A 13,916-nucleotide genomic window follows, 5' to 3' on the forward strand; every position below is an offset into this window, starting at 1 on the left:
GCGAGACGAACGACCCAAAACCGCTTTGAGCGTCAGGCTACTCGATAGCGGTAATGGTAGACCCCCTCGTGATGGTCCTCGCCGGGGTCGTGCTCTACACCGTCATCGCGACGGTACTGGAGAGGCGCGGCCACCTCCCGGGCTCGATCCGGCTCTCGGGCCCCATCACCACGCTCCACACACAGCGCGGCCGCGACTTCCTCGAGTGGCTCTCCGGGCCGAAGCGGTTCTGGCGGGCGTGGGGGAACTTCGGCGTCGGCATCGCGCTGGTCGTGATGGTCGGATCGTTCCTGCTCGTGGGGTTCGCGGGCGTCCAGGCGGTGCTCGACCCCCAGCCGACGGCGCTGAACGAGCCGCGGAACGTGCTCGCCATCCCCGGCGTGAACCAGTTCCTCCCGCTGTCGGCGGCGGTCGAGATCGTCGCCGGGCTGGTGATCGGGCTCGTCGTCCACGAGGGCGGTCACGGGCTGATGTGTCGCGTCGAGGACATCGACATCGACTCGCTCGGCCTCGCCTTCCTCGCGTTCATCCCCGTCGGCGCGTTCGTCGAACCCGACGAGGACTCCCGGCGTCGGGCCTCCCGCGGCGGACAGACCCGGATGTTCGCGGCCGGCGTCACCAACAACTTCGCGATCACCGTGATCGCGTTCGCGCTGCTGTTCGGCCCCGTCGCCGGATCGATCTCCGCCGTCGCGGGCGTCCCCGTCGGGGGCGTCCTCCCCGGATCGGCGGCGGGGGAGGCCGGCCTCGAACGGGGTGACGTCGTCGCCTCCGTGAACGGGGCGAACGTCTCGGGGAGCGCCGAGTTCGACGCGGCGCTCGCCGGGGCCGACGACCGGACGGTCCGGGTCGGCCTGAAGCGGGGCGGGGTCGTCGAGATCGGACGCGAACTCACCGTCACCGGGGCGACCGCGGGCGCGCCGGCGGAAGTGAACGCCACCATCGCGGCGGTGAACGGCTCGGCCGTCTACACGGAGCAGGCGTTCCGGTCGGCGATCGAGGACCGATCGGTGGCGACGCTGACCGTGCGCGAGGACGAGGGAACCAGCAACGTCACGACGCCCATTGGCGCGTACACGCTCCCGATGGCAGGTGAGGCGTTCGCGGACGCCGGTGCGCCCGCCGGCGAGGCGGTGATCCTCACGTCCATCGACGGGGAGCGGACCGTCGACAACGCGGCGCTCTCCTCGGCGCTCGACGGGTACGCGCCCGGGGACGAGGTGCGGATCGTCGGCTACGTCGACGGCGAGCGCCGGACGTGGGACGTGACACTCCGCTCGCCGCCCGGCGGCGGCGAGAGCGCGTTCCTCGGCGTCTCCGTCCAGCCCGGGGTCAGCGGCCTCACCGTCGACGACCTCGGCGTGGACGTCTACCCGGCCGGGACGTTCCTCGGCGCGATCGGCGGCAGCGGGGGGGAGGGGCCGGAACTGCTCCCCGGCGGCGGTCCGATCCGTCGGGCGTACATCGCGCTCGTCCTGCCGTTCGCCGGGCTGACCATCCCCGGGATCGGCTACAGTTTCGCTGGATTCGTCGGCCCCGTCGCCGGCTTCTACGAGGTGAACGGGCTCCTGGGAACGCTCGGCACGGGTGCGGGGCTGTTCCTGGCGAACCTGCTGTTCTGGACGGCCTGGATCAACCTCATCATCGGCCAGTTCAACTGCATCCCCACCTATCCGCTCGACGGCGGGCACATCCTCCGCACCTCGACCGAGACGGTCGTCTCGCGGCTCCCCATCGAGGACGGCCGGACGGTCACCCGGGCGGTGACGACGACCATCAGCCTAGTGATGCTCGCCGGCGTGTTCCTGATGGTGTTCGGGCCGCGCCTGCTGGCGTAGGGAACGCCCACTCGCCCGTCGAGAGTACGCTACGAGACCTGCGGAAGAACGGTATCAGACCCGCCTGAGCGGAGAGAATCTCATCGTGATCCGGGCTCAGTGCGGCAGGAGCGTCGCGCGGGTCACCTCTCGGCTGTCGGATTTGGCGAGCGCCTCGTCGACGTCCACGAGGTCGAACTCCGCGTCGATGAGGTCACCGTAGGGGTACTTCCCGTCGTTCTCCTCGAGAAACTCGAGCGCCCGCTTGAGGTACCAGGGATCGTAGCGGACGACGGGGACGATGTCGATCGACTTGCGGGTCAGGAGGCCAGGATCGAACTCCGTCGTCTGGCCGGGGCTCACGTTCCCGATCTCGAGGTAGCGCCCGCCCGTCCGGATCAGCTCGATCCCCTCGGAGAACGCGTCGGGGACGCCCGCCATCTCGACGCCGAGGTCGGCACCGACGCCGTCGGTGAGATCGTGGACCCGCTCTGCGCGTTCCTCGACGGAGCCGTACTCGCGGAAGTCGACGACGTGATCGACGCCGAACTCGCGGGCGCGGTCGATGCGCCCGTCGACCCCCTCGACGACGATGGTTTCGGCCCCCCGCTCGTTCGCGTAGGCGATGGCGTTCAGGCCCAGACCGCCGGCACCCTGGACGACCACGGTCTCGTCGTAGCCCACTCCGACCTTGTCCATCCCGAAGATGACCTGCGAGAGCGCGCAGTTGGCCCCCGCGGCGACGCCCGGGTCGAGCCCCTCGGGGACCTTGTAGAAGTACTGGTCGGGGTGGATGAAGTAGTGCGAGGCGAACGTGCCGTGGAAGTGCGGCGGCTCCTCGGGTGGCTTCGACCAGTTCCGGTAGGCGTTCTCACAGAGGTGGAACTGGCCCTCCTGGCAGGGCGGGCACTTCCGGCAGGTGATGAAGTACGCCGGCGCGACGAGGTCGCCCTCCTCGATGGGCTCGCCCGCGTAGTCGGTCTCGACCCCCTCGCCGAGTTCGTCCACCCGGCAGAGCGCCTCGTGGCCGAGGACGCCGTTCTTCACTTCGGGGTGGTGGCCGCGCCAGATGTGCAGTTCTGACCCACAGACGTTCGCCCGCTCGATGCGCGTGAGGACCGCACCCGGTTCCGGTTCGGGCACCTCGTACTCCCGCATCTCCAGGTGCTCCGGTTCGGACAGGTACACGAGCTGGCCGGTGTCGCCCGATGGCATACCCGTGAGTCCCCGCCCGTACCCATTACTCTTCTCCCGGCCCCGGGCGGGGCTGATTCTCATTCGCGTAGAACCTGGCGATTAATTATGCTCCCCGGCGAAAAACCGACCCCCGAGGGAACTCAGATGTCCACCACCCCACAGACCCCACCGGGCGAGCGGAAGTTCGAGATGTCGGACGAGGAGATCGAGCGGATGCTGCGGACGGCCGGCTACGGCGTGCTCTCGCTGGCCGCGAACGGCGAGGCCTACGCGGTGCCAATGTCGTACGGGTACGACGGGGAGGGGCTCTACTTCGTCTTCCGTCGGCCCGCCGAGCGGAGCCGAAAGCTCGAGTTCGTCGATGAGACCGACCGTGTGGCGTTCGTGGTCACCGACGTGACGACGAAACACGACTGGGCGAGCGTGGTCGTCGAGGGCCCCGTGGTGCCGGTCGACGACGAGGACTGGTCCGAACTGCTCGAGGCGATCGAGGAGTCCGCCTGGTTCCCGAGCGTCTTCTCCGAGACCGACCCGAGGCGGGACTTCCTGGGGTACTACCTCGTCGCGGAGCGGGCGACCGGCCGCAAGGGCGGGGACTTCGCGCCCGACGAGTAGTCCCTCCCGCCCGCGCGCGGCCCCCGCGCGGAGGCAGAGTAGGTCATTCGGCCGTTATGGGGCCGGCGACTCCCCTCTCGAACACCGGAGCCGCCCACGGGGACGGGCGCTCGTACGCCTGCCCGATCCCGCGGACCGAAACGGCTCAGACCGACCGGACGGGGACGTCGGACCGCCCGATAACGCGCCGGGTGGTCGACCCGATCATGGGCTTGTCCGGGTCGGACCGGCCGCGCTTGCCCATCACGATGAAGTCCACGTCCTGCTCGTGGGCGTACTCGACGATCTCCTCCTCGGGGATCCCCGTCCGGACCTCGGTGACGCACTCGACGCCCGCCTCCTCGGTCAGCTCCTCGACGGCGGCGACGAACTCCCCACCCTTCTCCTCCAGTCGCTCCCGTGTCTCCGCGATGTCGCTCGGCGAGGCCACGAAGTCCGCGTCGCCCATGTCCATCACGTAGAGCGCGTGAACCGTCCCGCCGCTCCCGCGGACGAGGGCGACCGCCTGCTCGGCCGCGCGCCTCGCCGCCCTGCTCCCGTCGGTCGGCACGAGTACGTTCTCGTGTGTCGGTTGCTCGGCCATCGCCCCTCAGCCTCGATCGGGAAGCCTCATGAATGGTCGCTCGGCCCTCGCCAATCCCCCGCTGTGGGTGTCGTCGATCGGCATTTCCACGCCTTCCGGGGACCCGCGATCGGTCGATTCCTCGCACGAAACGGCGGGGCGGGGGCGGCTACTCCGCGTCGGCGTCCGCGGGACGGAGCGCCGGGACGGCGACGGACGGGTCGATCCGGGCCCGGCCCTCCCGCCAGCGAACCCAGACGACGATCAGCCCGGTCCCCACGAGGGCGGCGATCGCACCGATCACGCCCGCCTCGGGGCCGAACGCGCCGCCCGTGAGTAGCCGGGGACCGGACTGGTCGGTCGCGAGCACGGACAGCCCGTGGGTCGTCCCGCTGACCGGGAAGCCGTAGACGGTCCCCTGAACGAAGTTCCAGGTGACGTGGAGCCCGATCGGGAGCGCGAGTCGGCCCGTGAGGACGTAGCCCGCGGCGAGCATGACGGCCCCGAGCATCACCCCCGCGGTGCTCGCGGCGCTCGCGCTCGGGTTCCCGGCGTGGGCCCACCCGAACAGCAGCGACGAGGCGAGCGTCGAGAGGCCGACGGCCGCCGTCGGGCCGACGCGGTCGAACCAGGTGAGCCCCTCGGCGAGGTTCGTGAGGAGGTAACCCCGGAACAGCAGTTCCTCGGACACCCCGACGGCGACGTAGATGACCAGGCTCCAGCCGAACCACGGCCAGAAGGTGAATCCGGGCTGGTCGATCCGGAGCGTGTCGGTGACGACGACCCACCCGGCAGCGAGTTCGAGGAGGAAGACGCCCGTCATCAGCAGGGCACCGAGCGCGAGGCCGGCGCCGAGGTCCGCCCACCACGAGCGGTCGACGTCGAATCCGAAGTCGCGGAACCACCGACGGTCGACGAACCGCCCCGCGAGATAGGTACTCGCGACCGTCACGCCCGCGCTTCCCACGACGAGGACGGTCGCGCGGAGGGCGCTGACGACCCGTTCCCGCGGGAAGCCCGGCGTGACGAGGGCGAGGACGGACTCGATGGGGACGGGAAGCAGCGCCCGGGTGAGCGTCTCGACGGACACGGTGACGACGGCGAGGACGACGAGGGCGAGGACGAACCGCCACGGGAGCCTGGGACGACGCGTCCGCCCGTTCCAGAGGAGGGCGGCTAGACGGGGGAACATCAGCGACACATCAATCAACAGCCACGTATGTCTTTCGTCGGTCGGGACGACGTGGTCGGTCCTCCGGCGACTGTCGGGGGAGCAGGACACAGGAGAACGCTGGCGGGTGCGCCACGCTCACGAGGTGCCATCGAGGCCGCCCGACAGCCGGGTTCGCTTTCGCGGTCGGGTGGCGCCACCCCGAGCGAGGATCGGCGACCGACGTCGCCGATTCAGTGGTGGTGGCCGTGCGAGTGGCCGTGGTCCTCCGGCGGCGGGAGCTGGGTCTCACACCGGACGTTCGAGTAGTGGGACTGGAACAGCTCGACGAAGTCCCCCTCGGGGTCGAACTGATGGCGCTGGATGCACCCCACGTCCGCGCCGAGGAGGTGGACGCTCACACTCGGCACGTCCGAGACCGTCCGGACCTCGTGGATGTCGTTGTCCGGCGGGACGATCTCGTAGAAGTCCCCGCGGCCGTTCTCCTCGGTCCGGAGGTGTTCGAGTTCGGCGTGGCCGATGTGGGCGTCCCCGTCGTCGGCCCGGCGGTAGAACTCCTCGACCTGGGTCCCCGAGTAGATGCCGACGAGCCCCCAGGCGAGGTGGTCGTGGACGGGCGTCTCGACGCCCGGCGGGAGCGCGAGCGTGAACAGCGTGAGCTTCTCGGGACGGCGGTAGAGGAGCCACTGGCCGATGTCCCGTCCCATCTCCCCCTTGTCGTCGTAGTCGTCGGGGACCAGCCCGTCGTAGGGCTCGGGGAGCCAGTCGTCGTCGGTGAGCAGGTCGCGGAAGGGGTCGTGGAGCGCCTCCAGCAGATCGGGGATCTCCTCGTGGGTGTTCGCCGCCTCGTCGACCGTCTCGACGAACGACCGCACCCGATCGTTGTCGAGATACCACTCCTCCTCGGTCGCTTCGTCCATACCCCTGCGGTTCGGCCGGACGGTCTTAGCTTCTCCCCCGAAGGGAGGGTGGCGTCGGTCGGCCGAATCCCCCCGCTACCGCGCGTTCCGAAGGAGCTTTGCCGTCGGTCCGCCGCGATGGGCCGTGGATAGTTCGAGGGAGGGGTACGGAACCGACGTGGTCGAGGGGGTACGCGACGGGCTGCCGGTGCTCCTCGGGACGGTCCCATACGGCCTCGTCATGGGGGTCGCCGCGGCGAGCGCCGGGCTCACGGTGACACAGGCGGCCGGCCTCTCCGCGCTGGTGTTCGCGGGGCTCTCACAGCTCGCCGCCGCCGACCTCATCGGACAGGGTGCCTCGGTCGGCGTCGTGATCGCCACCGCGCTGATCATCAACGCGCGGTTCACCATGTACAGCGCCTCGATCGCCCCGCACCTCCAGAGACTGGGACGGGTCTGGCGGTGGCTCTGTCCGTTCTTCCTCATCGGCCCCGTCTACGCGGTCGCCCTGGCGGCCTACGAGGCCGACCGCCCGACCCACTACGGCTGGTACATGCTCGGGCTGGCGGTCCCGTCGTGGATCGCCTGGGTCGTCGGCACCGTCGTCGGGATGGTCCTCGGGGCGAACATCCCCGAGTCCTGGCAGCTCGGGTTCGCCGTCCCGCTGGTGTTCATCGCCATCGTCACGCAGTTCATCGACGACCCGGGGACGCTGGCGGCGGCCCTCGTCGCGGGCGGTATCTCGGTCGGGGTGATGGGTCTCCCGTTCGGGACGGGGCTCGTCGTCGCCAGCGTGGTCGGCATCCTCGCCGGGCTCGTCGTCGAACGGGGTACCGGGGGCGTGGGGGTGGAGGGAGCATGAGCGCCCCCGAGGGTCTCGTCTGGACGGCCGTCGTCGCCATCGCCGTCGGGACCTGGGCGTTCCGGGCGTCGTTCGTCTTCCTCTTCGGTTACCTCGACGAGATCCCGCCGTGGGTCGACCGGACGCTCCGGTTCATCCCCGCGGCCGTCATCGCGGCGATCATCGCCCCGCGGCTGCTGGTGATCGACGGCTCGCTCGCGATCGACCCCGCCAACGAGCGGCTCCTCGCGGGTGCCGTCGCGGTCGTCGTCGCCTGGTACACCGAGAACATCTTCGCCACGATCGTCGCCGGGATGTGCGCGCTGTGGGCGCTCGTCTTCCTCCTCTGAGACGGGACTCGCTCACCGGGGGGCCTCCTCGGCGTCCTCGCTCCCGCCGGTCCGGTATCCGCTCACCTTCCGGTCCCCCGGAAACACGGCGGAGACGCCGTTCATCGGTCGGGATCGACGAGGGCCGAAGCAGTCGACCGACCCGCGGATCACCGCGGATTGCTGTCCGTACTTCACCGTACCTTCTTGCCTCTCGACACCCTCCCCGTGTGTACGTGACCGACTCTTCCCCTCCAGATCCGTGTCGAGGCTCCGAACTGTCCTCGTCCGAGTCCGGTCCCCGCTCGCGCCGTGACGTGCTGGTCGGGCTCGGAGCCGGCGGCGTCTCGCTCCTCGCCGGCTGTAGCAGTTCGTCGACCGGATCGCCATCGCCGGAAACCGGTACGCGCCGGCCGCCCACAGCCGAGAACGGGGCGACCGCGACCGAAACGACCTCCACCGTAGCGGGGACGGCGAGCCCGACCCCCACCGGGACCGGCACCGAGGACAGCCGACAGCTCCTCTACCTGTACGGGGACGTCGCCGCCGACGGGTCCGTGCCGTCGGGGGACGCGGAGCCGTTCCACCAGATGCGCCTGTCCGACTCGGGAGCACGCGGGCTCTCGGAGTTCAGGGCCGAACTGGAGTCGGCCGGGTTCACCCCCGAGGAGCGATACGACGCCGAGACGACGCTCTCCGCGTCGTTCCTCGAGGGGTACGACGTCGTCGTCCTCGGCTCCAACCAGCACCGGTTCACCGACGAGGAGCGGCGGGCCGTCGGCGACTGGGTCGAGGACGGCGGCGGTCTCGTCGCGTGGTCGGACAGCGCGTTCGGCGGTCACTACAATCAGGTCGGGGTCTGCAACCCCGCGGGGAGCAGGAGCGACAACGATCTCACGACGCAGTTCGGGATGACGTTCCTCCGCGACAACGGCGCGGGGCGGTACCAGGTCGAGGAGTACACGCAGGACCACTTCCTCAACGACGGCGACAGCGACGGCGGGGTCGTCTTCCGGGGCGAGGGCGTCAGTCCCGTCCGTGTCAGCTCCCCGGCGACGGTGCTGGCACCGCTACAGTCGGGACCGCTCGGCGGGAAGCTACGCGTCTGCGAGGAGGACCGGCCGTACCAGCCCGAACGGGACGCCGCCCTCGCGGTCGCGTCGGTCGGTTCGGGGCGGGTCGTCGGCACGTTCGACCGCAACACGTTCTGGAACGACGGCGAGGGGACGAGCCTCTCGGAGGTCGACAACCGGGAGTACGCCCTGCGGCTCGTCCGGTGGGCCGCCGGCGAGGGGTGACCGCGACCGCCCGGACGATAGCCGTAGTGGGGGACGACGCCGCCCCGCGCGCTCACCCGCCGACCTGCGGAACGACCTCGTCCCCGATCAGCTCGATACACTCCCGGGCCCGCTCGTAGGAGAGCCCCGGCCACTGCACGCGACAGACCATGTGGCTCGGATCCAGCGTCTCCTGGTACGTCTCTATTTCCTCGCACACCTCCTCGGGCGTCCCCAGGAGGAACCGATCCTCGGCGAGATCGTCGAACGGCCGGTGGAGGTCCTCTGCATCCTCCATCGCCTCGTCCTGTCCCCACTCGACGTAGCGCTCGTACTTCGGTTCGAGATACGGACGGGCGATCTCGCGGGCCTCCTCGGTCGTCTCGGCGACGAACACCTCCCGGAACACCGGGACGCTCGTGTCCCCCTCCTTGTGCTCGTCGTAGAGCGTCTTCTGCTCGGTGATCTCGGCGACGGTCGCGTGGGGGTTGACGAACCAGCGATCCCCCAGTTTGGCGGCGCGCTCGATCGCCGGCCGGGAGTTCGCGGCCACCCACACCTCCGGTTTCTCGTCGGGCCTGGGGGTGATCGTCGCGTCCTCGACGGAGTAGAACTCCCCGTCGTAGCTCACCCCCTTCTCGGTCCAGAGCCGGTTGATCAATTCGATCCCCTCCGCGAGACGCGGGCCGCGTTCCCGCTTGTCGACGCCGAACGCGTCGAACTCGGCGTCGCGGTAGCCCGCGCCGACGCCCGCGACCACCTCGTCGGCGAACGATCCGATGGTGGTGATCTGCTCGGCGATCTCGACGGGGTGGTGGAGCGGCAGGAGGACGATACCGGTCGCGACGGACATCGAGCCCGCCTCCGCGGCGAGCCTGGAGAGCGCCGGGACGAGCTGGAGCTGGACGTAGTCGGCGAGGTAGTGCTGACCCATCGTCACCATGTCGAACCCCGAATCCCGGGCCGCGCGAGTCTGGGTGACCAGTCCCTCGAACAGCTCTTCGGCGCTCTGATCGGTCGGAGCCTGCGAGTTGAGGAACAGCGTGAAATCCATGCTCGGCCGGTACAGGAAGGGGTCGCTTAGCTCTTCCCCGCCCCCGAACGCGAAGCCCGTGACCTGGGGGCTACTCCTCGTCCAGGCCGGTCCGCACAGCGTAGCCGCGCGGCTGGTCGCTCGTGCGTCGCAGGAAAGCCCCCAGTGGGCGTGAAGCCGCGGATGCGATCGGCCGGCGGACGGTCCCTCCGTTCCCCGGGCCGACGCCTCGCGACCGTCAGTTACCGCTCTAACCGACTCAGAACGACGAGAAGCCCCGCCGGAGCCTCGTGACGAGGTCCTTCTGCTGCAGGTAGCTCGCGGCCGCCAGCAGCGTCGGGGCCCACAGGCCGACGAAGATGCCGCCCGACTCGTCGTCCTGGCCGTAGAACTTGAACCACGAGTACAGGACGGACGCCGCCGCGGCGAGCGCGATGGGGTCACCGACCGACAGCGGCGCTGCGTCCGCCACGTCCTCCGCTTTCTCTCCCGCGTTCGTTCCCTCTCCCGAGTTCGACGACTGCTCTTGGAACATCGCCATTGCAAGAGACACATCGAGCGGGCCACGGTTGCCCGTTCTGCTGTCCCCTGCAAGCGCCTTTTACCGAAAAACCGCAGGACGGCGAAGCTCCGGACCATGTTGCCGGAGGATCGCGTCGTGGCGTCAGCGACGGCCGCGATAACGCCGAACGCCCCCCGCGATCCCGGAGGGTCCACCGGTAGAGTCCCCGCCCCCGAGAGCCGACGCGGTACACGGCGAGACGAAACCCCTCGAAGGCCCGGGGGTATCCCCGGCGTACTCCACCCGGACTCTTTTGCCGGTTCTCTCACGGGGGCCGACACCGGGCTCTGAGCGGTCGGCGGGGATCGCCAACCCTGCCTGTGCCGCCCCAACGTCTTTGTGTTCTCAGTGGCGCGACGACCCGGGAATCGAGGGGTCGGCCGGCGGCGAGGACCTGCCGCGGTACGCCGAGCGCGTGTTTCGTCGGGGACGAGCGCCCGCCGATCAGGTCAGGAACACGCGAACCTGGAACGGCGGCAGCGAGAGTGTCGCCCCCTCCTCCTCGGTGCCCACCGAGAGGTCCCCGCCTTCCCCGCGGATCGGGCCGCCCCGCTCCTCAACCGCCTCGGCGTCCCCCCAGTACCAGGGGAGGTCGTACGCGTCGAAGCCGTTCGATCCGAGGTTGGCGACCACGACGACCTGTCCCTCGCTCCCCAGTTCCTCGCCGCCGGTCCGACAGTAGGCGAACACGCGCTCGCCGTCGGGGTCGTCGATAGTCGGGTGGGTGTGGAAGAGGTCGACCTCGTTGCGCTGGAGCGACCCGGTCGACGTCCGGAGGTAGATCAGGTCGCTCACGCTCGCCTCCAGTTCCGCGTGTCCCGGGTAGTCGCGTCGGGGCCAGCGGACCGGGTCCTCCATCTTGAGCTTCCAGTCGGTGTAGTCCAGATCGTGGACGTCGCCGAACTCCTCGCCGGCGAGGAACATCGGGATCCCCACGGAGGTCAGTAGCACGGCGAACGCGCCCCGGACGCGGTCGACGGCCTCCTCGTGGGCGTCGATACGCACACCGTCGTCGGTGACGAGGTCGTCGAGCAGGTACCGGACGTTCTCGATCGAGCCGTCACCCAGCCCGCGGTCGGCCACGAGGTCGCCGAAGAGGAAGTTCATGAGCCGCTGCTCGCCCGCCTCGCCCATGTCGTGGGAGGTGGTGTAGTTGACGGCCTTCGAGAGGTCGTCGAAACCCCCCCGGAAATCCCGCTCGAGGTCGTCCCACGTCCGATCGCCGGAGACGAGCGCCTCGATCCGGTCGCTCCGGGAGGGTTCCTCGGGTTCGATGTCGATCCCGTCGCGGACGAGCCGACGGGACTCCTCCCGGTAGCCGAAGTTCCACATGCTGTCGACCACCTGCCGACCGTCGGGGTTGTCCTCGTCGTCGTGGACGATCCGGGTCCGGTTCCAGGAGTCCTCGGCGACGACGAGGAACGGCCGGTCGGGGAAGGCGTCCCCCTGTACCTCGCGGATCCGGTCGTGGAACTCCTGGACGAACGCCGGGTGGTCCATCCCCTTGAACTCGTCGAGCCGGAAGCCGTCGACGCGGTACTCCCGGATCCAGAACTCGGCCATCCCGACGAGGAACTCCCGCGCGGGGTGGTAGCCGTCGGCGGACGCCTCGAAGTCGAAGCGGCGTCCGCCCCAGTCCGGACGGTCCGGCTCCTCCTCGGGGTCGAGGTAGAACCGATCGGGAGCCAGCGTCTCGAGGGGGCACTCCCGGGAGTGGTTCATCACGATATCCATGAACACGCGGATACCCCGGCGGTGACACTCCTTGATCAGGAACCTCGCGTCGACCGGGCCGCCGAAGTCGAGGTCCGGAGCGAGGAAGAACCGCGTCCCGTACCCCCAGTCGAGGCTGACGGCCGCGTCCTGTATCGGCAGCAGTTCGACGGCGTTCACCCCCAGGTCGGCCAGGTAGTCGAGACGCTCCGAGAGGAGGTCCTGGAAGTCACCGTCGGGGACGTCCCGCTTGTGGCCCTCGGCGGGAGCCGACCACCGGACCGGGAGTTCGTAGATCACGAGTTCGTCGTTCCGGGGGAGATCGGCACCCTCCGGGAGTTCGTCGCTCCAGTCGAAGGGGGGACGGAACTCCTCGCCGTCACGGATACGGAACGTCCCCCGGTGGCCCTGGAAGCGGGTGATCTCCTCGGCGAAGGGATCGGCCGCGACGTCGGGATCGTCCTCGTCGCGGTAGACCAGGAACTCGTACTCGTACCGCCCGTCTTCGAGGTCGAGGTCGTCGATATCCAGTTCGTACCAGTCCGATACGTCCGGGTGAGCGGAGAGCTCCTCGTGTCGCCAGTCGGCGGGGTCGAAGGTGTCACGCGCTAGCACCGGCGCGAACCGGACCTCCACTCGCTCGGCGTTCGTCGCCGGGACACGGAGGACGCCGTCCGCTCTCGGATCGGGAAAGCCGCTCGCCATCGTGCTGTTCTCGGGTACCGGCGGGAGCCGCGAGAGCCCGCTGCTTGCACGTGCGGAACGAACCGTTCCGTTCACTCCCTCGAGGTGTCCGGGTCCCCGGGAACGAGCTCGCGAGACGAAGACGGAGGTCGAGTTCTCCACTCCGGGCGTGACCACCGTCGGCGAACGATTTATAGGATGGAGGATCCCAAAAGATAAGCAACCGGGATGGATCATCCCAGAAGAATATAGGAAGAGATGGGAATGTATCCAGGGGAAGAGCGTTGACGAACTCCCCAGAGTAGTAAACGAAAACGATATAGACGTTTTCATACACGACTCCCTCCATACGACAACCAATATGATCTTCGAGTTTTTCATAACGTATCATTCTATGGAGGACGATGGCGTGATCCTATCTGATGACACCTCCAAATCCGAAGCATTCGAAATATTTTGCACGGAGATAGACGTCTCCGACTGTAGGAAGTTCCAAAATGATCTAGGATACATAAAGAAATGAACATATGGGTGACAGATGAGGCGGCCTCCATGGAGCGGGTCTATTTCATCGGAGCGTGCAAAACGTTTCGACCGTAGTATTTAGCGGTCATTATCCCGCTAACCCGATGTCTACCAACGTATCCGTGTGCCAGTGCTCGTCACGAGAGACGTGCTATCTTTTTTCAAGGCGAGAATCCCGCTCTTTAGGGCGGGCGTGAAGCCGATGACTGCCTCACGTTCTACCGTCGGTTGCAGGCCGAATACCCCACGACATCGAACCTTTATTAGAATTGGGTATATGCGAATCGATACGGCCAAATGAAGTACAACCTCGAAACCGGGTCGCACACGGTCTACGCACTCCAATATCACTTCGTGACCGTCACGAAATACCGCGCAGACCTCCTCACCGACGAAATCGCGGAGCGCATCGGTGAGATTGCCAGCGACCTCTCCGAGGACTTCGGCGTGAACATCCAGAACGTCAACGGCGGGTCCGACCACGTTCACATCCTGTTCACGGCGAAGCCGACCACCGACCTCACCAAGTTCATCAACTCGCTCAAGGGCGTCACATCCCGAAAAATCCGTGACGAGAACCCCGAGGTTCGGCAGGCGCTCGACAAGGCGTTCTGGCAACCGGGGTACTTCCTCGCTACCACCGGGCAGGTGAGCATTGAGGTGCTCATGCGGTACGTCAAGGAGCAGTAGC

14 protein-coding genes are annotated in these 13,916 nt (G+C 68.4%); 7 read left to right on the top strand and 7 right to left on the bottom strand.

The annotated features are described in order from the left end of the window. The first annotated feature begins 53 nt into the window (after positions 1 to 53). Complete coding sequence (locus WDJ58_RS20695) at positions 54 to 1,838, top strand: site-2 protease family protein (RefSeq protein WP_338915208.1); 1,785 nt, start codon at positions 54 to 56, stop codon at positions 1,836 to 1,838. A 96-nt stretch (positions 1,839 to 1,934) separates the two neighbouring features. On the opposite strand, the gene WDJ58_RS20700 is transcribed toward WDJ58_RS20695, so the two are convergent. Beyond that, entirely contained in the window at positions 1,935 to 3,032 is a 1,098-nt protein-coding gene (locus tag WDJ58_RS20700) for a zinc-binding dehydrogenase (protein WP_338915209.1), read from the bottom strand. A 126-nt stretch (positions 3,033 to 3,158) separates the two neighbouring features. Here WDJ58_RS20700 and WDJ58_RS20705 point away from each other — a divergent pair, with 126 nt between their 5' ends. After that, positions 3,159 to 3,629 carry a pyridoxamine 5'-phosphate oxidase family protein gene (locus WDJ58_RS20705; protein WP_338915210.1) on the top strand — a complete coding sequence of 157 codons (471 nt, stop codon included), beginning with the start codon at positions 3,159 to 3,161 and terminating at the stop codon, positions 3,627 to 3,629. 145 nt (positions 3,630 to 3,774) lie between these two features. On the opposite strand, the gene WDJ58_RS20710 is transcribed toward WDJ58_RS20705, so the two are convergent. From WDJ58_RS20710 to WDJ58_RS20720, 3 genes are all read right to left on the bottom strand, one after another. After that, entirely contained in the window at positions 3,775 to 4,212 is a 438-nt protein-coding gene (locus tag WDJ58_RS20710; RefSeq protein ID WP_338915211.1) for a universal stress protein, read from the bottom strand. 148 nt (positions 4,213 to 4,360) lie between these two features. Next, the gene (locus tag WDJ58_RS20715) at positions 4,361 to 5,383 is read right to left on the bottom strand and encodes a CPBP family intramembrane glutamic endopeptidase (RefSeq protein ID WP_338915212.1); all 1,023 of its coding nucleotides are present in this window, start codon (positions 5,381 to 5,383) and stop codon (positions 4,361 to 4,363) included. 212 nt (positions 5,384 to 5,595) lie between these two features. After that, the gene (locus tag WDJ58_RS20720; RefSeq protein WP_338915213.1) at positions 5,596 to 6,282 is read right to left on the bottom strand and encodes a hypothetical protein; all 687 of its coding nucleotides are present in this window, start codon (positions 6,280 to 6,282) and stop codon (positions 5,596 to 5,598) included. Positions 6,283 to 6,406: 124 nt separating this feature from the next. On the opposite strand from WDJ58_RS20720, the gene WDJ58_RS20725 reads away from it, so the two are divergent. The 3 genes from WDJ58_RS20725 to WDJ58_RS20735 all read left to right on the top strand — a co-directional run bounded on the left by WDJ58_RS20725 (position 6,407) and on the right by WDJ58_RS20735 (position 8,729). Then, the gene (locus tag WDJ58_RS20725; RefSeq protein WP_338915214.1) at positions 6,407 to 7,123 is read left to right on the top strand and encodes an AzlC family ABC transporter permease; all 717 of its coding nucleotides are present in this window, start codon (positions 6,407 to 6,409) and stop codon (positions 7,121 to 7,123) included. Then, a complete protein-coding gene (locus WDJ58_RS20730) occupies positions 7,120 to 7,452 on the top strand; it encodes an AzlD domain-containing protein (RefSeq protein WP_338915215.1) in 333 nt (110 codons plus the stop codon). Before WDJ58_RS20725 ends, WDJ58_RS20730 begins: the two co-directional genes overlap by 4 nt. A gap of 296 nt (positions 7,453 to 7,748) precedes the next feature. Beyond that, positions 7,749 to 8,729: a DUF4350 domain-containing protein gene (locus WDJ58_RS20735; protein ID WP_338915216.1), complete on the top strand. Its 981-nt coding sequence runs from the start codon at positions 7,749 to 7,751 to the stop codon at positions 8,727 to 8,729. Between the two features lie 52 nt (positions 8,730 to 8,781). On the opposite strand, the gene WDJ58_RS20740 is transcribed toward WDJ58_RS20735, so the two are convergent. The 3 genes from WDJ58_RS20740 to WDJ58_RS20750 all read right to left on the bottom strand — a co-directional run bounded on the left by WDJ58_RS20740 (position 8,782) and on the right by WDJ58_RS20750 (position 12,721). Then, entirely contained in the window at positions 8,782 to 9,762 is a 981-nt protein-coding gene (locus WDJ58_RS20740) for an LLM class flavin-dependent oxidoreductase (RefSeq protein ID WP_338915217.1), read from the bottom strand. Positions 9,763 to 10,000: 238 nt separating this feature from the next. Further along, positions 10,001 to 10,282, bottom strand: a complete 282-nt coding sequence (locus tag WDJ58_RS20745) for a hypothetical protein (RefSeq protein ID WP_338915218.1) — start codon at positions 10,280 to 10,282, stop codon at positions 10,001 to 10,003. A 465-nt stretch (positions 10,283 to 10,747) separates the two neighbouring features. After that, complete coding sequence (locus WDJ58_RS20750; RefSeq protein WP_338915219.1) at positions 10,748 to 12,721, bottom strand: alpha-amylase family glycosyl hydrolase; 1,974 nt, start codon at positions 12,719 to 12,721, stop codon at positions 10,748 to 10,750. Between the two features lies 1 nt (position 12,722). On the opposite strand from WDJ58_RS20750, the gene WDJ58_RS20755 reads away from it, so the two are divergent. Together WDJ58_RS20755 and tnpA are read left to right on the top strand one after the other, a co-directional pair. Next, entirely contained in the window at positions 12,723 to 13,223 is a 501-nt protein-coding gene (locus WDJ58_RS20755; RefSeq protein WP_338915220.1) for a class I SAM-dependent methyltransferase, read from the top strand. 299 nt (positions 13,224 to 13,522) lie between these two features. Further along, on the top strand, positions 13,523 to 13,915 hold the full coding sequence (tnpA, locus tag WDJ58_RS20760) for an IS200/IS605 family transposase (protein ID WP_338915221.1): 393 nt from the start codon (positions 13,523 to 13,525) through the stop codon (positions 13,913 to 13,915). Position 13,916 lies beyond the last annotated feature (1 nt).

The organism is Salinirubellus litoreus (assembly GCF_037335815.1).
Taxonomy (GTDB): domain Archaea; phylum Halobacteriota; class Halobacteria; order Halobacteriales; family Haloarculaceae; genus Salinirubellus; species Salinirubellus litoreus.